This is a genomic window from Ralstonia chuxiongensis (assembly GCF_024158925.1).
Taxonomy (GTDB): domain Bacteria; phylum Pseudomonadota; class Gammaproteobacteria; order Burkholderiales; family Burkholderiaceae; genus Ralstonia; species Ralstonia chuxiongensis.
Genome location: NZ_JAMYWC010000012.1, coordinates 1 through 22,514, shown reverse-complemented (window position 1 = coordinate 22,514; position 22,514 = coordinate 1). Strand labels below are relative to the sequence as shown.

The following is a 22,514-nucleotide window of genomic DNA, read 5'->3' as shown; positions in this document are numbered from 1 at the left end:
CGTGCGTCTCCGTCGGCTCAGCAACGCTCGGCCACGCGCATGATGGCCGAGCGCGCACGCGGGTTGGCCGACACCTCGGCCTCCGACGGCTTCACGCGGCCAAGCAGGCGCAACTGCGGCGCCGGCAGCTCATGCGCACGCAGCGGCGCCCGACGCAGTTCCGGCGCGGCGGATTGCTCCGGGCGCGCCAGGGCCTGCATAAAGCGCTTGACGATGCGGTCTTCCAGCGAATGGAAGCTGATCACGACGAGACGTCCCCCCTGCTCCAGGCGTTCAAAGGCGGCCTTCAGACCGGTTTCGAGGTCCGCAAGCTCTTGATTGACGTGAATCCGTAAAGCTTGAAAGGTGCGGGTCGCAGGGTCTTGGCCCTTCTCGCGTGTTTTGACGGCTTGCGCCACGAGCGCGGCAAGCTCGGATGTGCGATCGAGAGGACCTCGATCCCCGGATTGGCCCCGGCGAGCAACAATCGCCTTTGCAATCTGTACAGCAAACCGTTCTTCCCCATAGTCCCGTATCACCCTCGCAATGTCGCGCTCATCAGCCTCGGCCAGCCATTGGGCTGCGGTGATGCCGCGCGTGGTGTCCATCCGCATGTCGAGCGGGCCATCCATCCGGAACGAGAAGCCACGTGCGCCTTCGTCGATCTGCGGCGAACTGATGCCGAGATCGAGCAGCACGCCGGCCACCCGTTCAATGCCGCGCGCATCCAGAGCCGAGGCCATCTGCGCGAAGCTGTCATGCTCAATAGCGAAGCGGGCATCCTCTACGGTGCCCGCTTCGGTGATTGCTGCTGGGTCCTTGTCGAAGGCGACAAGTCTGCCGCCGGGCCCCAGCCGTTCCAGGATGAGCCGGCTGTGCCCGCCTCTCCCGAAGGTTCCATCGATATAGATGCCGTCGTCGCGCCAGATGAGCGCATCGACCGCTTCGTCTAAGAGCACCGTCTGATGGCGCAGTCCCGCACTGGCTTGGGTTGTCATCGCGCGTCATCAAAAGGAGAAATTCTTGAGGGCGTCGGGCATGCCTTGCGCCATGGCGGCTTGCTCCTTCGCGGTGTACGTGGCGGCGTCCCAGACTTCGAAGTGGCTGCCCATGCCGAGCAGCATCACGTCACGTTCAAGGGAGGCAGCCGTGCGCAGTTCTGGGGTGATGAGGACGCGGCCGGCGGTATCGAGTTCGACATCGGCGGCGCTGCCCAGAAAGATCCGTTTCCACCAGTGGGCTTCCATCGGCAGCGCAGCGATGCGCTCGCGAAAGCGTTCCCACTCGGGGCGCGGAAACAGCATGAGACAACCGTCCGGGTGCTTGGTCACAGTCACCCGGCCCTCGGCCTGCAGCTGGAGCGCTTCGCGGTGCCGGGACGGAATGGACATCCGCCCTTTGGCATCCAGCGTCAGCGCCGACGCACCCTGGAACACGTTGGTTTCTCTCTCCGTGCGGCGACTTGATCGCCACTTACCTTGCCGTCAACTGGCCCCGAAAACGGCCTCTTTGAACCACAAAACTACACTTTCTGACACTGTTTCCCACTTTAGAGGAACGACTTTAGGCGGTCAAGGCTTGCGGAGGCCTGGGAGACGGAAAATTTGCAATCAGAACAATGACTTAGCGCACCCCGCCAGGGGAGTCATGTCACTTTTCCCAATCAAATGAAGGAGATAGCGTGGTTTATGTAGAAACCACGTGAGAGAACGGCGAGCGACAGCGCCCCGGTTCGAGGCGCAGACCGCAGGCGGCAGAGGTCGGGCGAATGGGGGAGCGCACGCCGTGTCGTCGTCGGGCCGATCGACCCGCGCGACACGCGACACGCCCATCAGATGCGGTAGGCGGCGGTGGTCATGACGCGTGACGCGGCACGCATGGCTTGGCGGATCGGCGCAGGCAGATCAATGCCACCAGCCTGGCGCGCGTTGTCGCCGTGGCGGATTTCGTCGTCGCGCATCTGGGCAACGATCGCGCGCGAGCGGGTGTCCTGTTCGGGCAATGTATCGAGATGGCCGTCGAGGTGATGCTCGACCTGGCGCTCAGTCTCGGCGACGAAGCCAAGGCTGATCTTGTCGCCGAGGCGTCCGGCCACCGCGCCGATGGCGAAAGCGCCGGCATACCACAGCGGATTGAGCAGGCTCGGGCGGTCGTTCAATTCCTGCAGGCGCTGGGCGCACCAGGCGAGATGGTCTTCTTCTTCGCGTGCGGCTTCGTCGAGCTGGGCTCGGATAGCCGGCTCCCGGGCAAACAGCGCTTGCCCCTGGTACAGGGCCTGGGCACAAACCTCGCCAACATGGTTCACGCGCATCAGGCCGGCAGCATGGCGGCGGTCGGCCTCGGAAAGCTTGGTCCCGTTGTCGGTCCTGTCCGCGGAGGTGGACACGATAACGGCGTCAGCAGGGTTCGGTCGGCTGGCGCGGGTGACGCCTGCCACAGCGCGCAAGGCGCGGTCGAATTCGGGGATGAAGCGGTCGAGCATAGGTACGGGCACCGCCGGCAATGGCGTGCGGCGCGATCGCCATTGTAAGGCCGGCACCGCGCGGCACATTGCGTCCGGTCAGAACCTGGCCGACCAAACACTACTGTACGGGATAACCCTGTTGGCGCGCGGATCGCATCTAAATCCGCAAGGAATCGAGCATACCTATCACCGATCTATTTCAAATTCGGAAACAGCCTGTTGCCGGGATCAGACAGCAAACGCGCGTTTACGAACATTCGTTCGCAAATTTCGACCGAGCCCAGTACCGCGTTGCTACATTAGTCAGCGACTTCGTTTGAAAGTCATGGGGCGGGAAGACGGGAACGGAGGGTCTGCCTGCCACTGAACTCAAAATTAAAGATCTGGAGACCGACCGATGAAGAAATCGCTGCTGGCATTGGCAGTGCTGGGCACGTTTGCGGGTGTTGCGCAGGCTCAGTCGAGTGTGACGCTGTACGGCGTGGTCGACGCGAACGTCGAATACGTCAACCATGAGCAGGCCGTGACTGCGGCGGGGGTGGCCATTCCGGGCAGCAGCGGATCGCGCCTTGCGATGCAGGCGGGCGGCCTGTCTTCAAACCGCTGGGGCTTGCGTGGCGTTGAAGACATCGGCGGCGGGCTCAAGGGCCTGTTCGTGCTGGAATCAGGCTTCGGCATGGACACCGGCACACTGCAGCAAGGTGGCCGCCTGTTCGGCCGGCAGGCGTTTGTGGGCCTGCAGGGCAACTGGGGCAAGATCACGCTGGGTCGTCAGTACACGACGATCTTCGACATGATGGCGAACTTCTCGCCGAGCGGTTATGCCACGCAGTGGGAGCCGGTGGTCGGCCTGCTGGGTGCGAACTTCCGCGAAGACAACATGATCAAGTACGGCGCTGCATTCGGTCCGCTGACGGTCGAAGCCCACTGGGCGTTCGGCGAGCGCACGGGCAGCAACACGGCCAACTCGGCCTACGGCGCCGGCGCGAACTACTTCGCTGGCCCGTTTGGCTTGGGCGTCGCGTATGACGAAGTGAAGGTGCTGACGGCCGCAGAAGCGCTGGGTCTGTCGGGCGGCAACGAATATGCCCGCGACAAGCGCGCTGCCATTGCAGCCAGCTACACCACGGGCCCCGTCAAGGTGATGGCAGGCTTCCGCTATGGCAACACCGAAGCGCCCTCCAGCGGCGCCACTGCAGCACTGACGCCGCACCGCGACGACCTGTACTGGCTGGGTGTGAACTACCAGGCCACCCCGGCACTGGGCCTGACGCTGTCGTACTACTACGACAACATCAAGGAAGCGACCATCGGCGGCGCCACGATCAACCCGCGCAACCCGCAGCAGTGGAACTTCATTGCCGATTACAACTTCTCGAAGCGCACCGACGTGTACCTGACGGCAGCGTATTCCCGCAATGGTTCGCTGAACTGGGATTCGATCGGCTACGCGACCAACCCGGCAACGGGCGCACAAACGTCGGTGGGCTACCTGCCGGCCGCATCGCAGACGTACTTCATCACACCGAACTCGGATAACCAGGTTGGTGTGGCAGTGGGTGTGCGCCACAAGTTCTGACGCACGCTTTGGTTTTTGCCCGCCGCCCCTCTCCTTGGCGGGCGCAGAAAGGCACCTTCGGGTGCCTTTTTGCATGGCCGCGCGCTATGCTCCTGCGACCGAGCCCGCCGCCGGCCAGCAGAACATCGGCACGACAACGAGCGGCACTTCATAACGACAACAACGCCAACCTAACCGGAGACCCGCATGTCCTCTTCGACATCTCCAACCATGGCGCCCGCCGCCCCCGGCGCGGCCGCCGACGCCAGCCGCTCGCGCATCGTCTTTGCGAGCTTCATCGGCACGGCCATCGAGTTCTACGATTTCTATGTCTACGCGACAGCCGCGGCACTGGTCATTGGGCCGGTGTTCTTTCCGCATGGCTCTGCCGCCGCACAAGCGCTGTCGGCGTTCGTCACATTCGGCATCGCCTTTATTGCGCGGCCCATCGGCTCGTTCCTGTTCGGCCACTTTGGCGATCGCATCGGGCGCAAGTCGACGCTGGTGGCGTCGCTGCTGGTGATGGGCATTTCGACCACGCTGATCGGGCTGGTGCCGGGGTACGACAGCATCGGCACCCTTGCACCGATCCTGCTGTGTGTGCTGCGCTTTGGCCAGGGCATTGGCCTGGGCGGTGAATGGGGCGGCGCGGCGCTGCTGGCAACTGAGAATGCACCGGCCGGCAAACGCGCCTGGTTCGGCATGTTTCCTCAGCTCGGCCCGTCGGTCGGTTTCCTGGCATCGAACGGCCTCTTCTTCGGGCTGGCGATCGCACTGTCGGACGAGCAGTTCCGCAGTTGGGGCTGGCGCGTGCCGTTCCTGGTCAGCGCAGTGCTCGTGGCGCTGGGCCTGTATGTGCGATTGAAGATCGCCGAGACCCCGGCCTTCCAAGCCGCCATCGACCGGCAGGAGCGCGTGAAGGTGCCGGTCGCCACGCTGCTGGCGCACCACTGGTGGCCCACGCTGCTGGGCGCACTGGCCATGGTGGTCTGCTACACGCTGTTCTATATCTCGACGGTGTTCTCGCTGTCGTACGGCGTGGGCACGCTGCATTTCTCGCGCCCGAGCTTCCTGGGGCTGCTGTGCCTGGCGGTGGTGTTCATGGGGCTGGCGACGCCGCTGTCGGCGTGGGCGTCGGACCGCTTCGGGCGCAGGCCGGTGCTGATCGTCGGCATCATCGCGGCCATCCTGTCGGGCTTTACGATGGCGCCACTGCTCGGTAGTGGGCAGACGCCGCTGGTGGCGCTGTTCCTCATCATCGAGCTGTTCCTGATGGGCGTGACCTTCGCGCCGATGGGCGCGCTGCTGCCAGAACTGTTTCCGACCAACGTGCGCTACACAGGCGCCGGCGTGTCGTACAACCTCGGCGGCATTCTCGGCGCGTCGATTGCGCCGTATATCGCGCAGAAGCTGGCCGAGCAAGGCGGCCTGCGCTGGGTAGGCATGTATGTGTCGGCCGCCGCGGTAGTCAGCCTGATCGGCGTGCTGTGCATGCGCGAGACGCGCGATACCCGGCTGATGTAAGGACCCCGCATAGCAACGCGCTTAATCCCACGAGTGGCGGCCCGAGCGACCACGCTTGACGTCGCCACGCGCGCGCTTGCCTTCCAGACGGCGCGTCTTGGAAGCGCGCGTAGGCTTGGTGGCGATGCGCGACTTCGGCACCGAAAGCCCCGTCGCAATGAATGCGGCCAGACGTTCACGGGCGTCCTGGCGATTGCGGTCCTGCGTGCGAAACCGTTGCGCATCAATCACAATCACGCCTTCATCGGTCAAGCGCCGGTCGCGCTTTCCCAACAGGCGAGCCCGCAATGCCTCCGGCAACGACGGCGATTGGGCGATGTCAAAGCGCAACTCCACCGCCGTCGATACCTTGTTGATGTTTTGCCCCCCCGCTCCGCTTGCGCGCACAAAGCGCTCGACCAGCTCGGACTCCGGAATGGACAATTGGGGAGAGATTTTGAGATCGGTGCCGGGCATTGGGGCATTGTAGGAAGAACCGGGTTTTTCTGGAGATCAGCGCATGTATCGCGGAGAACGTTTCAACGGCTTCAGCCACTTGGCCGGAGCCATCCTTGCCGCCGGGGGCATGGCCGTTCTGGTAACGTCGTCCGCACTGCACCACGACGCGTGGAAGGTCGTCAGCTCCGTGGTGTACGGCACCACGCTCGTCCTGCTCTACACAATTTCCACGCTGTATCACAGCCTGCGCGGCCCCGCCAAAAGCATCTTCCAGCGCCTGGACTATTGCGCCATCTACCTGTTGATCGCCGGTAGCTACACACCGTTTGCGCTAGTGACGCTGCGCGGCCCCTGGGGCTGGGCGCTGTTCGGCATCAACTGGGCGCTGGCAGCCATCGGGATTGCACAGGAACTCTGGATCGGCCACCGCACGCGCCTGTTCTCACTGCTGATTTACGTGGTGATGGGCTGGCTGGTGCTGATTGCCATGGGGCCACTGGCGGCCGCGTTGCCTGCGCCGGGCCTGTGGTGGCTGGTAGCGGGTGGCGCGCTTTATACAACGGGCATCGGCTTCTTTCTCTTTGACGAGAAGGTGCGGCACTTCCACGGCATCTGGCATCTGTTTGTGCTGGCAGGCAGCGCTTGTCAGTTCGTCAGCATCCTCCTATACGTGGGCTGACCGGCCCCGCCTTCCTAGTACCGGACCAAAGAAAAAGCCGCGACGAATCGCGGCTTTTTCTTTGCGGCTACGCAGACTCAGGCACGCTTTTTCATCGCCTCGTCGCGCAGTTCGCGGCGCAGGATCTTGCCGACGTTGGTCTTCGGCAGTTCATTGCGGAACTCGATGAACTTCGGGCGCTTGTAGCCGGTGAGCTGTTCCTTACAGAACTCCTGCAGCTTCTGCTCCGTGAGCGTCGGATCGCGACGCACCACGAACAGCTTCACCACTTCGCCGGAATGCACGTCGGGCACGCCCACGGCGGCCACTTCCAGCACGCCCGGGCACATCGCCACCACGCCTTCGATCTCATTCGGGTACACGTTGAAGCCCGACACCAGGATCATGTCCTTCTTGCGATCGACGATCTTGGTGTAGCCGCGCTCGTCCATCACGCCCACGTCGCCGGTCTTGAAGAAGCCGTCGGCATACATGACCTTGGCGGTCTCGTCCGGACGCTTCCAATAACCTGCCATGACTTGCGGGCCACGGATGCAGATTTCGCCCGGCTGGCCGATCGGCTGATCGCGGCCTTCGTCGTCGCGAATGGCGATTTCAGTGCCCGGAATCGGCAGGCCGACGGTGCCCGAAAATTTGTCGGTATCGGTCGGGTTGCAGATGGCCGACGGCGAGGTTTCCGACAGGCCATAGCCTTCGATGATCGGGCAGCCAGTCACTTCGAGCCACTTCTTGGCGACCGCTTCCTGCACCGCCATGCCGCCGCCGTTGGCCACGCGCAGGTTGGAGCAATCGACGTCCTTGAACTCGGGGTTGTTCAGCAGCGCGTTGTACAGCGTGTTCACGGCTGGGAACATGTGGAAGCGATACTGCTTGAGCACCTTGATGAAGCCGGGGATGTCGCGCGGGTTCGGAATCAACACCGCCAGCCCGCCCTTGCGCATCGACAGCAGGCAGCACACCGTCAGCGCAAAGATGTGATACAGCGGCAGCGCGGTGATGGTGATGATCTCTTCGTCGGCGGCCAGCATGCGGCCGTCGCGGCCGGGCTTGGTGAGCGCCGGGTTCATCCAGGCTTCGGACTGGAGCACGTTGGCGACGATGTTCCGATGCAGCAGCGTCGCGCCCTTCGATACGCCGGTCGTCCCACCCGTGTATTGCAGGAAGGCCACGTCGTCGGGGCCCACGGAGGTGGGCTTGAGCGTCTGCTTGGCGCCCTCTTGCAGCGCGGTGTTGAAGCGGATGCAGCTGGGCAGTTCCCACGCCGGCACCATCTTCTTGACGCTGCGCACGACGAAATTGACCAGCATGCCCTTGAGCCCGCCAAGCATGTCGCCCATGCTGGCCACCACGATGTGCTTGATCGGTGTATTGGGCAGCACCTGCTGCAGCGTCGTCGCGAAGTTCTCCAGGATGATGATGGCTTCCGCGCCGCTGTCCTTGAGCTGGTGTTCCAGTTCGCGCGGGGTATAGAGCGGATTGACGTTGACGACCACATAACCGGCGCGCAGCACGGCGGCCAGCGCCACCGGGTACTGCAGCACGTTCGGCATCATCAGCGCGACGCGCGCGCCCGGTGCCAGACCGCGCGATTGCAGCCACGCCGCCAGTTGGCGCGAAAGCGTATCCAGCTCGCCGTAGGTCAGCACCTTGCCCATGCATTCAAATGCACGGCGGTTGCGGTTCTTCTGGAAAGAATCCTCAAGCAGATGGGCCAGCGATCGATACTGCGATGCATCGATCTCGGCCGGCACCCCAGCGGGGTACTGCTTCAGCCACGGCTTATCCATGGGTGTGTCTCCTGGCGATTGTCGATTTTTTCGAATGGTCGTTCGTTTTTTTCGGCATCCTACGCGGATGTCTGTGTCAAAACAATAACTTAGACAGTTCCCTCAGCCGGTCTAGGCTGCTTGAAACTGGTGCGGAAAACGATCTTGGCATCACTTTTGCGTGATGCCCTCCGACTTGGCCATCGCCGCAGGCGCGAGCACCCGCAGTGCTACCTCGCGCTGTTGTTTCGATTCGCTCGCCATGGCTTTGACGTCGGCATAGAAGCGCGCCCAGTCGCCACCGTCGCGGTGGTATAGCGCCGTGAACGCCGGCACCCATTCCAGGTAGCTCGCGACTGCCCCCAGATGCGCGTTCGACAGCGGCTGCGCAAACCAGCGGTCGTAACCGGTATAACCGCCCCAGCTTGCTTTGAGCTTGGCGTAATCGGCCTGCAGGCTCGCGAAGATGGCGCGTTTTCCGGAGCGCTTCTCGTCGTCCGAGACGGGGCTCGCATACAGCGCCTCGAGCCGGTTGCGGTACGCCAGCAGCAGGGCGCGGAATTGTACGCGCCGGGCGTCGTACGTGGCGTATTCCGCGCGAATTTCCGGCGTGGCAGCATCGGCCAGCCAGCGTTCGACGCCAATGGTTTCCACCGTGGTGGCAAACGATTCGTTGAACGCCGTATCGCCCTTTGCGTAGACGACCTGATGCGCCAGCTCATGAAAAATCAGCCGCGCCAGCTCGCCCTCGGGCAGGCCGACGAAGGTGTTGAGCAGCGGGTCGTCGAAATAACCCAGTGTGGAATACGCAGGAATGCCGGCCACATCGACGTCCAGGCCTTGGGCGCGCAAGGTATCGGCGTAGGCCATGGCGGCGTTGCGGTCGTAATACCCGCGATAGGTCACGCAGCCGACGACGAGGAAACACCATTCCTTGAGCTTGACCGACAGCTCGGGGGCGGCAAATACGTTCCACACCGCAAAGGGGCGCTTGAGATTGGCGTAGACGCGATAGCTGCCGTTGTCGGGCAGGCCCAGCTCGCGCGAGGCATAGATGCGAATGCTGCGCGCATCTTCCAGGCGCTTGGCGAGCTTGTCGTTGTGGGCCTGTCGCGCGTTGTCGATGGCCTGGTCGATCGACTCGCGCTGCGCCATCAGCGAGAGGTGTCCGCTGACCGACTGATAGTAATAGCCGACCGTGTCGCAGCCGGCCAGCAACGCCGAACCGGCTAGCGACAGCGCAAGACACAGCGCGCGTACGGCACGCATGATGGCCCCGTCAGGCGGCCTGTGCCAACGGCGCGACCTCGACCAGGCAATCATAGAAGGTAGGCGCACGCCCCATGTCGGTCAGCCGCTGGCTGGTCAGCTCGTTCGCGTTGGTGCCATCGGGCGCGAGCTTCTTCCACCAGATCGACAGGCCGACGACCACGCCACGCCGCGCGCGGTCTGTCACGCGGGCGCGCGCCTGCATGGTGCCGCGATCGTTGAAGATGCGAACCAGTTCGCCATCGACAACGCCGCGCGCATTCGCATCGTCGGGATGGATGTCGAGATGCGGCTCGCCTTCGGTGTTGCGCAGGCTGTCGACGTTGACGAAAGTGGAGTTCAGGAAATTGCGCGCCGGAGGCGAGATCATCGACAGCGGATACCGCTTGGCCAGCTCTGGCGTGCTGATCGCCGACTCATGCGGCGGCACATAGCCGGGCAGCGGGTCGAGCCCGTCTTTGGCCATCTCTTCGGAATAGAACTCGCAGCGGCCAGATGGCGTGCGATAGCCACCACGTGCCAGCGGCGCGGCCGGGTGCGCCAGCTTCTGCCAACCCTCACGCTTGAGCGTGGCCCAGTCGATGTGCGCGGCGGCCGGGTCGTCACGGCGCACGGCCTGGGCGGCGATGTCGTCGTCGGAATCGCCAAAGCATGCATCCGTCAGGCCCATGCGCTGCGCAATACGGCGGAAGATCTCCGTGTTCGGCAGCGACTGGCCCATGGGCGCAATGGCAGCGTTGTTGGCCAGCACGTAGGTGTGGCCATAAGCCTTGTGCACATCGACGTGTTCGAGCTGCGTGGTCGCGGGCAGCAGGATGTCGGCGTAGTCGGCCGTGTCGGTCTGGAAATGCTCCAGCACCACGGTGAAGAGATCTTCGCGTGCAAATCCGGCGGCGACCTTGCGCGAGTCCGGCGCCACCGCCACGGGGTTGCTGTTGTAGACGACCACCGCCTCGACCTTCGGCCCGAACGACGCATCGCCCGCATGCAGCAGCGCATCGCCGATGGTGCTCATGTTGATCGTGCGCGGCATGCGGGGCCACGTCGGCAGCAAGTCAGGGCGCTGCAGCTTCGCATTGTCGATGGGGAAGAAACCGGACGTCGACAGTTGCAGGCCGCCCGCCGCATCGCGCCACGCGCCCACCAGCGACGGCAGGCATGCGACCGCGCGCACGCCCTGCCCGCCGCCATGTGCGCGCTGCATGCCGTAATTCAGGCGAATGGCCGCCGGCTGCTTGTCACGCACGACGGTCGTGCCGTACAGCGTGGCGAGCCACTCGATATCCGCCGCGTCCACCCCGCACAGCGTGGCCGCATATTCCGGCGTGTATTGCTGCGCGCGCTCACGCAGCGCATCGAAGCCCAGCGTATGGTTGGCGATGTACTCGTGGTCGAGCAGGTCATCACGGATCAACACGTGGATCATCGCCAGCGCCAGCGCCGCATCGGTACCGGGGCGCACCGCCAGATGGCGATGGCACTTCTCGGCCGTCAGCGAACGATACGGGTCGATGGCGACGAGTGTGGCGCCGCGCCGTTTGGCTTCCTGCGCGCGTGTCCAGAAATGCAGGTTCGACGCGATCGGATTGGCGCCCCAGATCAGGATCAGCTTGGCGTCCTGCACGTGCTCGATGTCCATGCCGAGGCTCGCGCCATATGTGTAGCGCAGCGCCGTCGCGCCGGCCGATGCGCAGATCGTGCGATCGAGCAGCGATGCCCCGAGCTTATGGAAGAAGCGCGCGGCCATGCTCTCGCCCTGCACCAGGCCCATCGTGCCGGCATAGCTGTACGGAAGGATGGCCTCCGGATTGCGCGCCGCAATGTCGCCCAGGCGCGTGGCGATGGTGTCGATGGCTTCGTCCCACGAAATCGATTCGAACTTGCCCTCGCCCTTGGCGCCCACGCGCTTCATTGGCGTCAGCAGGCGGTTCGGGTGGTACGTGCGCTCTGCATATCGATTGACCTTGGTGCACAGCACGCCAGCCGTCGTCGGGTGGTCCGGATCGCCCTGCACGCGGGTGGCGCGGCCGTCCTCGACGGTGACGAGCAAGGCGCAGGTGTCGGGGCAGTCGTGCGGGCAGGCGGCACGGATGACTTGGGTGGACATCAAGGGGGCTCCGGATTGGGTGGCGGCTGGCGCATGTCGGTGTCATCGCCCAGCCGCAGGTATCCGGAAATTGTAATCGCCTGCTAGGGGCTTCGCAGCGGTGTGGAGCCGCGCGTGACGAGTCGCCCCGTGAGCAGCACGCGACGCGTCGGCAGGGCGGGCTGCGCGAGGCGATCCTGCAGCATTGCCATGGCCATGCGGCCGATGTCATACACCGGCTGTTCGATCACGGTGATGCCCGGGCCGGCGAGTTCCGTCCAAGGCTCGTTGTCAAAGCCCGCCACGGCGATGTCGCGAGGCACGTCCAGCGAAAGCTTGCGCAACGCACGCAGCACGCCAAGCAGCGATTGCGCGTTACTCGCAACCAGCGCGTCGGGCCGCTCACGTTCTGCGCCGGACAGCCATGCCAGCGTCTCGGCCTCCGCCGCCTCGGCAGTGGGCAGGATGAAGCGTGCCTCCAGCGTCATGCCGTGGCGCGCCAGCGCCGTCGCAAATCCCGCCTGGCGTTCAGCGCCCGTGCTACTTGTCCGCCCGAACAAGCCGCCGATACGCCGGTAGCCTTGCGCAGCGAGATGCTCAGCCAGCGCTTGCGCGGCCTGCTGGTTGTCGAGCACCACAGCATCGGTCCCGCAGGCCGGGCCCGCACGGTCGATCAGCACGACGGGGTAGCCGAGATGCACCGGTTGCTGCGCTTCGGCAATGCCGCGCGTCGGCGAGAGGATCACGCCGGTCACGCGCTCCTCTTCCATCAGACGCAGGTACATCGCCTCCTTCTCAGGGTCTTCGTCGGAATTGCAAAGGATGACGCGCAGGCCGGCGGCGTAGGCCGCGTCTTCCACCGCCCGGCTGACGCTGGTGAAGAACGGGTTGCGGATGTCGGACACGATCAGCCCGACGGTCTGCGCCTGCTGCGAGCGCAGCCGCCGCGCCGACAGGTTCGGCCGATACCCGGACGCTGCCACCGCCGCATCGACGCGCCGGCGCAGTTCTGCGCTCACGGGGCCGCCGGCGAGCGCGCGTGACACCGTTGCCACCGACACCCCCGCTGCCGCCGCTACGTCCTTGATTCGAACCGTCATATTGAAATCGTTTCCAAAGAATGCGTCATCATAGCGAATGACCGCCTTGCCTCCAATGTTCCAACCGCCTAGGGAAACCCCGTAAATGTTGGAATAGCCGTCACTTTGTGTCGCGCCGCACATTGACACTCGCACTGTAATCGATTTCAATTCGCGATCATCGACGACACGCATGCCGGGCCTTGGAGCACGGCAGCCGCAGGAGACCCCGCCGCATGGCTTCCGCCCTGATCTGCGCCGAACGCATCCGCCTGCAACAACGCGCCACCGACAAGGAAAGCGCCATCCGCGCCGCCGGCCAATTGCTGGCCGACGCCGGCTGCATCGACCCCGCCTATATCGACAGCCTGCTGCGCCGAGAGACCGTGGCCAACACGTTCCTCGGTCACGGCGTCGCCATTCCGCACGGCATGGGCGAGGACCGCCACCTGATCCGCCAGACGGGCATTGCGGTGCTGCAGTTTCCCGAGGGGCTGGAATGGCACCCGGGGCAGACCACGCACCTGGTGTTTGCCATCGCCGCGCAGTCGGACGAGCACATCACCTTGCTGCGCCGGCTGACGCGGCTGCTGAATGACGACACGCGCCTGCGGCAGCTCTTCACCACGCAGAACGCCGAAGAGCTTGTCGCCGCGCTCGCTAGCGACGCACCCGCGCCCGCCACCAGCACGCCCGGCGCCGACCTCGCCGAGCAGCGCACCTTGACACTGGAATACCCGAGTGGCCTGCACGCCCGCCCGGCCGCGCAGTGGGTGGAAGCCGCCCGCCGCTTTGCCGCGCGCGTGCAAGTGCGTCATGGCGACGAAACCGCCGACGCAAAGAACCTGGTGGCGTTGCTGCAACTGGGGCTTGCGGTTGGCGCCAAGCTCACGCTCTCTGCGGAAGGCCCCGACGCCGGTGCCGCGCTCGACGCCCTCCAGCAAACCATTCGAGGCCTGACGGCGCAGGAACGCGCCCAGGCGGCACGTGACACGCAAGCAGCACGCACGCGCCAGAACGCGCGCGGGTGGCAAGCCGATGCGGCGTTGCCCGCCATCGGCGGCATTGCGGCAAGTCCCGGGCTGGCGATCGGCCCCATCCACGTGCTCCAGCACGGCGCGTCGACCGTGCCTGATCACCCTGTCGCACTGACCACCGGCGGCGATCTGCTCGATCAGGCGCTGGCCAGCACACGCGCGGAGCTGGAAGCCCTGGCACGCGACACCGCCGCCCGCCTGGGCGAAGCGGAAGCGGGCATCTTCAAGGCCCAGGCCGAACTGCTGGGCGATACCGATCTCATGACGCTGACGTGCCAGGCCATGGTCGAAGGCCACGGCGTGGCGTGGTCCTGGCATCAGGCCGTCGAACGCTTGGCCGAGCGGCTGGGCGCGCTCGGCAACCCTCTGCTGGCGGCGCGCGCCGCGGATTTGCGCGACGTGGGGCGGCGCGTGCTCGGCCATATCGATCCGTCGCTGCGCAGTGCAGCGCAAACGCTGCCGGATACGCCGTGCATTCTGGTTGCGGCAGATCTGTCGCCTTCGGATACGGCGGCACTCGATACGCGACGCATCATCGGCATCGTCACTGCGCAAGGCGGCCCGACCTCGCACACGGCCATCCTGACGCGCACGCTGGGCATCCCGGCCGTTGTCGCTGCCGGCCCTGCCGTGCTCGATGTGGCAACGGGCACGCAGGCCATCATCGACGGCACCGGTGGCCGTCTGGTGCTGGATCCCGATGCCGCGAGCATCGCCAGCGCCCGTGCCTGGCTGCAGGAAGACGCCGCCCGCGCGCAGCGTGAGCAGGCAGAGCGCGGCTTGCCCGCCCGCACACGTGACGGCCACACGGTGGAGATCGCCGCCAACGTCAACCTGCCCGCGCAGGCGGTCGAAGCGCTCACGCTCGGCGCGGAAAGCATTGGCCTGATGCGCACCGAATTCCTGTTCCTCGAACGCGATCACACGCCCGACGAAGACACGCAATACGCCGTCTACGCCGATATGCTCAACGCCCTCGGCGGCCGCCCGCTGATCGTGCGCACGCTGGACATCGGCGGCGACAAGCAAGTCCCGCATCTGAACCTGCCGACAGAAGACAACCCGTTCCTCGGTGTGCGCGGTGCGCGCCTGCTGCTGCGCCGGCCCGACCTCATGGAGCCGCAACTGCGAGCGCTCTATCGCGCCGCCCGCGATGCTGGCGAGGCGAGTGCCCTGTCGATCATGTTCCCGATGATCACCTCGTTGGAGGAAGTGACGTCACTGCGCGCTGCATGCGAGCGCATTCGCGCTGAACTCGACGCGCCCACGGTGCCGCTGGGCATCATGGTGGAGGTGCCAGCCGCCGCGCTGCTGGCCGATCGCCTGGCCGAGCATGTCGACTTCTTCTCCATCGGAACGAACGACCTCACGCAATACACGCTGGCGATCGATCGCCAGCATCCTGACCTGGCGGCCGAGGCCGATAGCCTGCACCCGACGGTGCTGCGCCTGATCCAGCAGACCGTGCAAGGCGCCGCACGCCACGGGCGCTGGGTCGGCGTATGTGGCGGCTTGGCGGGAGACCCGTTCGGCGCACTGCTGCTCACGGGGCTTGGCGTGCATGAACTGTCGATGAGCCCGCGCGATATTGCGCCGGTCAAGGCGCGGCTGCGCGAGGCGCACATCCGCGCGCTGTCGCAGCTCGCCGAACGGGCGTTGGCCTGTGCTTCCGCTCAGGAAGTGCGCGCCCTGGAAACCACGTTGCCGATGCAAGCCGGTGGCAAGGAGATGGCCGCATGAGCAGGCAGCCGCGCGTCGTCACCGTTACGCTCAACCCGGCCATCGACATGACCATCGGTCTGGAGCGCCTCGAACGCGGCCGCGTCAACATCGGCCGCAGCGTTACGCAACAGGCCGGTGGCAAGGGCGTCAACGTTGCCGCTTGTCTGGCCGATTGGCAGGTACCGGTGATCGCCACGGGCCTCCTCGGCGACGCCAATGCCGAATTGTTCGAAGCGCTGTTTGCGCGCAAGGGCGTGCTTGATGGCTTCTACCGCGTGCCCGGCACCAATCGCACGAACATCAAGATCAGCGACCAGGCAGACGGGCAGACCACCGACATCAATCTGCCAGGCATTGACGCCACGTCCGCAGAGTTCGACGCGCTGTGCGACCGCATCGACGCGTTCGCCGACATTGCGGGTGCGGCGCTGTGCGGCAGCCTTGCCGGGGGCTTGCAGCCCGATAGCTACGTGAGATTGCTGGCGCGGCTGAACCGCCGCGGTGTCCCCACCTTGCTCGATACCAGCGGCGCCCCGCTGGCGCAGGTGCTGGCGGCCCCGCGCGATGCCCTGCCGACGGCCATCAAGCCAAACCGGCACGAACTGGAACTGTGGGCCGGTACATCGCTGCCCACGCTGGCTGAAACGGTGGACGTGGCACGCGCCATCCACGCGCGTGGCGTGGCGCAGGTCATCGTTTCACTGGGCGAGGACGGTGCGTTGTTCGTCACAGCGGAAGGCACGTGGCAAGCGAGCCTCCCGCCGGTACGCACCGCCAGCACCGTCGGCGCGGGTGACGCCATGGTGGCCGGCGTGCTGGCCGGCTGGCATGCCGGTGCAGGCATGGAAGAGACCGTGCGCCTTTCGGTGGCCTTTGCCGCATGCAAGTTGCAGCGCCTGGGCCCGCACCTCCCTGCCCCGGGGCAGGTACGCGAACGCGCGGCCGCCGTCCAGATGCAGCGCGTGGCCTGACGCCGCGTACATCGCATCGCCACACGCTCAACGCATTCAAGGAGCCGATCATGGCAAACCTGCTGGCAATTCTCGGTGCGGATGGACGCACCACCCGCGCGATGCTCGCCGGTGCGGCCCTGCGCCATGCAGCGCGCGAATCGGGCTACAAGCTCGACGTGGACGTGCGCGGCCCGGACACCGCGTCGGTCGTCGACACGGCGGCGCTGACTACCGCCGAGGCCGTCGTCTGGGCCGGCCTCTCGCCCGACGCGGCGGCTCGCCACGCCAATCCGCGCACGTTTGAAGTCACGCTGGACGAAGTGCTGGCGGACGCCCGGGCCGTGCTGGCCCGCATGATGCACAACGCCCCACCCCTTCCGAAAGCCGGCGTGCAAGCCCAACGCATCGTCGCCATCACATCGTGCCCGACTGGCATCGCCCACACCTTCATGGCAGCGGAGGCTCTCACGCAGGCCGCCGGCGCGCTCGGTCACACGATCCACGTGGAAACGCAGGGCTCGGTGGGCGCACAGAACACGCTGTCGGCCGATGCCATCGCCAGCGCGGATCTCGTGCTGATCGCAGCCGACACGCAGGTAGACCTGTCTCGCTTTGCCGGCAAGCGCGTCTTCCGCGCCGGCACCAAGGCCGCCATTCACGATGGGCAGGCACTGATCCGTCGTGCCTTCGATGAGGCGTCGGTAGACAATCCCGGGACGGCGCAGTCAGGGAGCACCGCGGCTGCCGCTGCCGAACAGCAGCGCACCGGCCCGTACAAGCACCTGATGACGGGTGTGTCGTTCATGCTGCCCTTCGTGGTGGCGGGGGGCATTCTCATCGCGCTAGCGTTTGCCCTGGGCGGCATCTACGTGACGGACCCGTCGGCCAGCCACACGCTGGGCGGCGTGCTGTTCCAGATCGGTGCCAAGTCAGCGTTTGCCTTGATGGTGCCGGTGCTTGCCGGATACATCGCCTATTCGATCGCCAGCCGGCCGGGTATTGCCCCTGGGATGGTCGGCGGCATGCTGGCCGCCAGCCTTGGGGCGGGGTTTCTTGGCGGCATCGTGGCCGGGTTCGTCGCCGGCTATGGCACCGAGGCGCTCAACCGTTGGCTGAAGTTGCCGCGCAATCTGGAAGGGCTGAAACCGGTGCTGATCCTGCCGGTGCTGGGCTGCCTGCTGACCGGCCTGGTGATGCTGTATGTGGTCGGCGCGCCGGTTGCCGCGTTGCTCGCCTCCCTCACGACCTGGCTGCGCGGCATGCAAGGCGCCAACGCGGTACCGCTGGGCGCACTGCTGGGCGGCATGATGGCCTTTGACATGGGTGGCCCCATCAACAAGGCTGCATATGCCTTCAGCACCGGGCTGATCGGCGCACAGGTCTACACGCCGATGGCTGCCACCATGGCCGCGGGCATGACGCCACCGCTGGGCATCGCTCTGGCGGCATGGCTCTTCCCGTCGCGCTTCACCCGAGACGAACGCCAGGCGGCAAGGGCCACCGCCGTGCTCGGCCTCGCCTTCATCAGTGAGGGGGCGATCCCGTATGCGGCCCGGGACCCATTCCGCGTGATTCCAGCGCTCGTGGTGGGATCAGCCTGTGCGGGCGCCCTATCGATGCTGTTCGGAGTGGAATTGCGCGTGCCGCACGGCGGGGCATTTGTGCTGCCGATCCCAAACGCGGTGACGCACCTGGGCGGCTATGTGGTGGCGTTGGTGGCCGGCACCGTTGTTACCGCCGTGCTGCTTGCAGTGATGAAGCGCCGGGTGACTGAAGCCGCCTGAAACGGCGCCTCGTGTGAAGGACGCCGCGCACATCGCGCGCCTTCTTTGTCTCAAAAACGCTCAAAAGCGACGCTGCCCGCCCGATTCTGTTTGCCTCCCCAGCCCGTTTAGCTATGATGCCGGGCAAATCAACTCTCGGGGGAGAGCAATGCAATCTCGCAGAATCACCGGGCTGATGGCCTTGTTCACAGCGGGCATCATCGGGATGGCGTCAAGCGGCGCGAGCGCCGAGACGGGCGTGACCAACGACGCGATCATCGTCGGCCAATCGGCACCGATGAGCGGGCCGGCAGCGCAACTCGGTCAGCAGATGAACCGCGGCGCTCAGTTGTACTTCAACGCCGTCAACGCGGCGGGTGGCGTCAACGGACGCAAGATCGAGCTGAAAGTGCTCGACGATTTCTACGAGCCCGATGCGGCTGCCCGCAACACCAAGACCCTCATCGAAGACACCAAGGTCTTCGCCCTGTTCGGCTATGTCGGTACGCCTACGAGCCTGGCAGCGCTGAAGATCGCCAACCCGGCCGGCGTGCCGTTCTTTGCGCCGTACTCGGGCGCCGCAGCGTTGCGCGAGCCGTTCGCACGCAATGTGTTCCACGTGCGCGCCAGCTACAACGATGAAACCGCCGCCATCGTCCAGCAGATTCACACCACGGGGCTGAAGCGCATTGCCGTGGTCTATAACGACGACGCCTACGGCAAGGCGGGCCTCGACGGCGTACAACGCGCGCTCAAACTGCCGGCAAACCAGGGGGTGACGCTCGTCGCTCAAGCCAGCGTCGTCCGTAACACCACCGACGTGAAAGGCGCGATCTCGACCGTGCTCGCGCAGAAGCCCGATGCCGTCGTTGTCATCAGTGCGTACCAAACCGTGGCAGCCCTCGTGAAGGGCGCACAAGATCAGGGCTATGCGGGCCAGTTCTACAACGTGTCGTTTGTCGGTACCAAGGCGCTCGCCAACGCACTCGGCAAGGCCGGCGGCGGCGTAATCATCTCTCAGGTGATGCCGTATCCGTATAGCGGTGCATCGCCCGTGGTGCGCGATTACCAGAAGCTGCTCAAATCCGATGGCATTACCGATTTCGACTACGGAAGCATCGAGGGCTACGTCGCGGCGCGCGTCTTTGTTGAAGGTCTCAAGCGTGCTGGCCGCGACCTGACACGAGAGAAGTTCATCGGCGCGCTGGAGTCGATGGGCAACTACGACGTGGGGGGCTTTAACGTGAACTTCTCGCCCGCCAACCACGTGGGCTCCAAGTTTGTTGAGATGACGATCATCAACTCGAACGGCCAAGTGATCCGCTGAAAGCGCATCGCCCACAAAAGAAGAAACCGGGCACGTGCCCGGTTTTTTTTGCTCAAGCTAGCTGCGTCTGCCGCTGCGCGAGCCGCCGCATGAACGCCTCGCACTGCGCAATCTGCGCAAGTTCGATGTACTCGTTCGGCTTGTGCGCCTGCTCGATATTGCCCGGACCGCACACCACAGTCGGGATGCCCGCGCGCGAGAACAGTCCCGCTTCCGTCCCATAGTCGACCTTGCCGACCGTGCCCCGGCTATCGGCCAACGCTTGCGCCAGCGTCACCAGCTCGTGCGATGGCGCAATCGACAGGCCCGGCGTGTTCGCCTTCATGGCGAAGCTGATCTCAGCATCGGCAGAAATCTCGCGCATCTGCGGCAGCAACGTCTGTTGCGCATAGCGCTCGACCTCGCCGAAAAGCCAATCCGGATCTGTGCCTGGGAGATAGCGGAAGTCAAAGGTGAATTCGCAATCGCGCGGCACCACGTTGGTGGCAATGCCGCCCTTGATCGTGCCCGTGTTCAAGGTGGTGTACGGCACAACAAAGGCGGCATCGCGTGCCTCTTCCGCCGCCAGACGCGCGGCCAGCGAGCGAATATGCGCGATCAGCAGCGCCGCAAATTCGATGGCATTCACGCCCTGCGGCGTCAACGCGGAATGCGCTTCCTTGCCGCGCACGCAGCATCGATATTCGCGCTTGCCCTTGTGCGCAATGATGGCGCGCATCGACGTGGGTTCGCCGACGATGCACCCCGCAGGCTGAATGCCGCTGGCCTCCAGATCACGCAGCAGGCTGCGCACGCCCACACAGCCGATCTCTTCGTCGTACGACAGCGAAAGGTGAAAGCTGGCATCGCCCTCTGCCGCCATGAACACGGGCACATTCGCGAGCGCCACGGCAATGAAGCTCTTCATGTCGGCCGTACCGCGCCCGTACAGGTGACCATCGCGGATCTGCGCATCGAATGGGTTCGACTCCCAAGACTGACCGTCGACGGGCACCACATCGGTATGCCCTGATAGCACCAGCCCCGGCTTGCGGCCTGGTGACAGCGTCGCAAACAGGTTCGCCTTGGCGCCCGTTGCGTCATACGTCAGTCGACAGTCCGCCCCCTGCGCTCGCAACCGATCGCGCACCCATTCGATCAGGCCAAGATTGGAATTGCGGCTTACCGTATCGAACGCCACCAGGGTGCGAATCAACTGCAGAACTTCGTCGGAAGGTTGCGATGCAGCAGCAATGGGGTCGGCAGACATGATGGGTTCGGGTCGTTCTCGTAGCGCTCGGCCAGCCGTGGCGGGAGCCCAACGGGCGGCGCGCGGCCAATTGGCGAGGCTCCAGTGTAGGCGTTTCGGGCCGGCTGGGCTTTGGCTGTAATTGGCAGCGCGCGAGCCATCGCGTGAAGAATCCATACGGGACTGCATGGACGGATCAAGCAATTGGTTGATAGCCGGTCGAGAATCGCCCTTCGGCGTATGATCGAACGTGATTCCGAACCTTCAGCCAGAACACGAGCATCTCATGAAGCTGATCCCAGAAATCCAAGCCGCGCAGCCCGAGATCCAGGCGCTGCGACGCGACATCCACGCGCACCCTGAACTGTGCTTCGAAGAACAGCGCACCTCCGACCTGGTCGCCGCGAAGCTCGCCGAATGGGGCATCGAAGTGCATCGGGGCCTGGGCAAGACCGGCCTCGTCGGCGTTATCCGCAACGGTGAGGGCAAGAGCATCGGCCTGCGCGCCGATATGGACGCACTACCGCTCGCCGAGGCCAACCAGTTTGAGCATCGCTCCAAACACGACGGCAAAATGCACGCGTGCGGCCACGACGGCCACACGGCAATGCTGCTCGGCGCTGCGCATTACCTGTCCAAGCACCGTAATTTCAGCGGCACCGTAAACCTGATCTTCCAACCCGCCGAAGAAGGCGGAGGCGGCGCACGCGAGATGATCAAGGACGGCCTGTTCGATCGATTCCCGTGCGACGCCGTCTTCGGCTTGCACAACTGGCCGGGCGTGCCGGTCGGTGCATTCGGGACGCGCGCCGGCGCGCTAATGGCATCGAGCAACGAGTTCCGCATCACGATCAAGGGAAAGGGTGCGCACGCCGCGCTGCCGCACAACGGCAACGATCCTGTGTTTGTCGGCGCGCAGGTGGTATCGGCACTGCAAGGCATCATCACGCGCAACAAGCGCCCGATCGACACCGCTGTCCTCTCCGTCACACAGTTCCATGCCGGCGATGCGACCAACATCATCCCGAACGAAGCCTGGATTGGCGGCACGGTACGCACCTTCTCCACCGAAGTCCTCGACTTGATCGAGCGCCGTATGGAAGAAGTCTCGAGGGGCATCGCCGCCGCATACGATTGCACGATCGACTTCGTCTTCCACCGCAACTATCCGCCGACTGTGAACACGGAAAATGAAACGCAGTTCGCGGCAGCTGTCATGCGAGAGCTCGTCGGCGCAGATAATGTGGAAGCGAATATCGATCCGACCATGGGCGCAGAAGATTTCTCGTTCATGCTGATCGAGAAGCCCGGCTGCTTCGCCTTCATCGGCAACGGCGACGGCGACCACCGGGAACAAGGCCATGGTCTAGGTCCGTGCATGCTGCACAATCCAAGTTACGACTTTAATGATGAGTTGCTGCCACTCGGTGCGACATATTGGGTTCGCCTAGTCGAGAAATTCTTGGCACGAAACTAGTCAGCCCGTTCACGAGCAAATAGAGGCCTCCGCTGGGGGGCCTTTTGTTTTTTGTGCGAGGGAGGGGTTGTTGCGGGGTGTTGCGGAGCCTTGCAGGCGGGACGTGTGCGAAGCGTTCGCGCAAAGACAAACACCCCAGCTCTTTGATGGAGCTGGGGTGTTGAT

At 64.8% G+C, this 22,514-nt stretch carries 17 protein-coding genes; 8 read left to right on the top strand and 9 right to left on the bottom strand.

Going from position 1 to position 22,514, the window contains the following annotated elements; genetic code table 11:
• Positions 1 to 17: 17 nt before the first annotated feature.
• The 3 genes from rsmH to coq7 form a co-directional block, all read right to left on the bottom strand.
• Complete coding sequence (gene rsmH, locus NKG59_RS25435; protein ID WP_253542962.1) at positions 18 to 977, bottom strand: 16S rRNA (cytosine(1402)-N(4))-methyltransferase RsmH; 960 nt, start codon at positions 975 to 977, stop codon at positions 18 to 20.
• Between the two features lie 9 nt (positions 978 to 986).
• Positions 987 to 1,415: a division/cell wall cluster transcriptional repressor MraZ gene (mraZ, locus tag NKG59_RS25430; RefSeq protein ID WP_024979191.1), complete on the bottom strand. Its 429-nt coding sequence runs from the start codon at positions 1,413 to 1,415 to the stop codon at positions 987 to 989.
• A 395-nt stretch (positions 1,416 to 1,810) separates the two neighbouring features.
• On the bottom strand, positions 1,811 to 2,461 hold the full coding sequence (gene coq7, locus NKG59_RS25425; protein WP_253542960.1) for a 2-polyprenyl-3-methyl-6-methoxy-1,4-benzoquinone monooxygenase: 651 nt from the start codon (positions 2,459 to 2,461) through the stop codon (positions 1,811 to 1,813).
• A 379-nt stretch (positions 2,462 to 2,840) separates the two neighbouring features.
• Here coq7 and NKG59_RS25420 point away from each other — a divergent pair, with 379 nt between their 5' ends.
• Positions 2,841 to 4,022 carry a porin gene (locus NKG59_RS25420; RefSeq protein WP_045204754.1) on the top strand — a complete coding sequence of 394 codons (1,182 nt, stop codon included), beginning with the start codon at positions 2,841 to 2,843 and terminating at the stop codon, positions 4,020 to 4,022.
• 186 nt (positions 4,023 to 4,208) lie between these two features.
• On the top strand, positions 4,209 to 5,525 hold the full coding sequence (locus tag NKG59_RS25415) for an MFS transporter (RefSeq protein ID WP_253542958.1): 1,317 nt from the start codon (positions 4,209 to 4,211) through the stop codon (positions 5,523 to 5,525).
• A gap of 21 nt (positions 5,526 to 5,546) precedes the next feature.
• Here the strand turns inward: NKG59_RS25415 and arfB are convergent, their stop codons facing one another.
• Positions 5,547 to 5,981: an alternative ribosome rescue aminoacyl-tRNA hydrolase ArfB gene (arfB, locus tag NKG59_RS25410; RefSeq protein WP_253542956.1), complete on the bottom strand. Its 435-nt coding sequence runs from the start codon at positions 5,979 to 5,981 to the stop codon at positions 5,547 to 5,549.
• 43 nt (positions 5,982 to 6,024) lie between these two features.
• Here arfB and trhA point away from each other — a divergent pair, with 43 nt between their 5' ends.
• Entirely contained in the window at positions 6,025 to 6,642 is a 618-nt protein-coding gene (trhA, locus tag NKG59_RS25405) for a PAQR family membrane homeostasis protein TrhA (RefSeq protein ID WP_232041095.1), read from the top strand.
• A gap of 77 nt (positions 6,643 to 6,719) precedes the next feature.
• Here trhA and NKG59_RS25400 read toward each other — a convergent pair whose 3' ends face one another.
• From NKG59_RS25400 to NKG59_RS25385, 4 genes are all read right to left on the bottom strand, one after another.
• Positions 6,720 to 8,429 (bottom strand): long-chain fatty acid--CoA ligase, encoded by a 1,710-nt coding sequence (locus tag NKG59_RS25400; RefSeq protein ID WP_253542954.1) that lies wholly within the window; start codon positions 8,427 to 8,429, stop codon positions 6,720 to 6,722.
• Positions 8,430 to 8,579: 150 nt separating this feature from the next.
• The gene (locus tag NKG59_RS25395) at positions 8,580 to 9,677 is read right to left on the bottom strand and encodes an aminopeptidase (protein WP_253542952.1); all 1,098 of its coding nucleotides are present in this window, start codon (positions 9,675 to 9,677) and stop codon (positions 8,580 to 8,582) included.
• A 10-nt stretch (positions 9,678 to 9,687) separates the two neighbouring features.
• Positions 9,688 to 11,784, bottom strand: coding sequence for a molybdopterin-containing oxidoreductase family protein (locus NKG59_RS25390; protein ID WP_253542950.1), 2,097 nt, complete (start codon positions 11,782 to 11,784; stop codon positions 9,688 to 9,690).
• Between the two features lie 83 nt (positions 11,785 to 11,867).
• Entirely contained in the window at positions 11,868 to 12,863 is a 996-nt protein-coding gene (locus tag NKG59_RS25385) for a LacI family DNA-binding transcriptional regulator (RefSeq protein ID WP_253542948.1), read from the bottom strand.
• A gap of 215 nt (positions 12,864 to 13,078) precedes the next feature.
• Here NKG59_RS25385 and ptsP point away from each other — a divergent pair, with 215 nt between their 5' ends.
• From ptsP to NKG59_RS25365, 4 genes are all read left to right on the top strand, one after another.
• The gene (gene ptsP / locus NKG59_RS25380) at positions 13,079 to 15,619 is read left to right on the top strand and encodes a phosphoenolpyruvate--protein phosphotransferase (RefSeq protein ID WP_253542946.1); all 2,541 of its coding nucleotides are present in this window, start codon (positions 13,079 to 13,081) and stop codon (positions 15,617 to 15,619) included.
• The gene (pfkB, locus tag NKG59_RS25375) at positions 15,616 to 16,572 is read left to right on the top strand and encodes a 1-phosphofructokinase (protein WP_253542938.1); all 957 of its coding nucleotides are present in this window, start codon (positions 15,616 to 15,618) and stop codon (positions 16,570 to 16,572) included. The genes ptsP and pfkB overlap by 4 nt, the downstream gene beginning before the upstream one ends.
• Positions 16,573 to 16,622: 50 nt before the next feature.
• Positions 16,623 to 18,338: a PTS fructose transporter subunit IIC gene (locus NKG59_RS25370; RefSeq protein ID WP_253542936.1), complete on the top strand. Its 1,716-nt coding sequence runs from the start codon at positions 16,623 to 16,625 to the stop codon at positions 18,336 to 18,338.
• Between the two features lie 148 nt (positions 18,339 to 18,486).
• Complete coding sequence (locus NKG59_RS25365; protein ID WP_253542934.1) at positions 18,487 to 19,644, top strand: ABC transporter substrate-binding protein; 1,158 nt, start codon at positions 18,487 to 18,489, stop codon at positions 19,642 to 19,644.
• Between the two features lie 52 nt (positions 19,645 to 19,696).
• Here the strand turns inward: NKG59_RS25365 and argE are convergent, their stop codons facing one another.
• On the bottom strand, positions 19,697 to 20,893 hold the full coding sequence (argE, locus tag NKG59_RS25360; RefSeq protein WP_253542932.1) for an acetylornithine deacetylase: 1,197 nt from the start codon (positions 20,891 to 20,893) through the stop codon (positions 19,697 to 19,699).
• Between the two features lie 265 nt (positions 20,894 to 21,158).
• Here argE and NKG59_RS25355 point away from each other — a divergent pair, with 265 nt between their 5' ends.
• Positions 21,159 to 22,349, top strand: a complete 1,191-nt coding sequence (locus NKG59_RS25355; protein ID WP_253542931.1) for a M20 aminoacylase family protein — start codon at positions 21,159 to 21,161, stop codon at positions 22,347 to 22,349.
• Positions 22,350 to 22,514 lie beyond the last annotated feature (165 nt).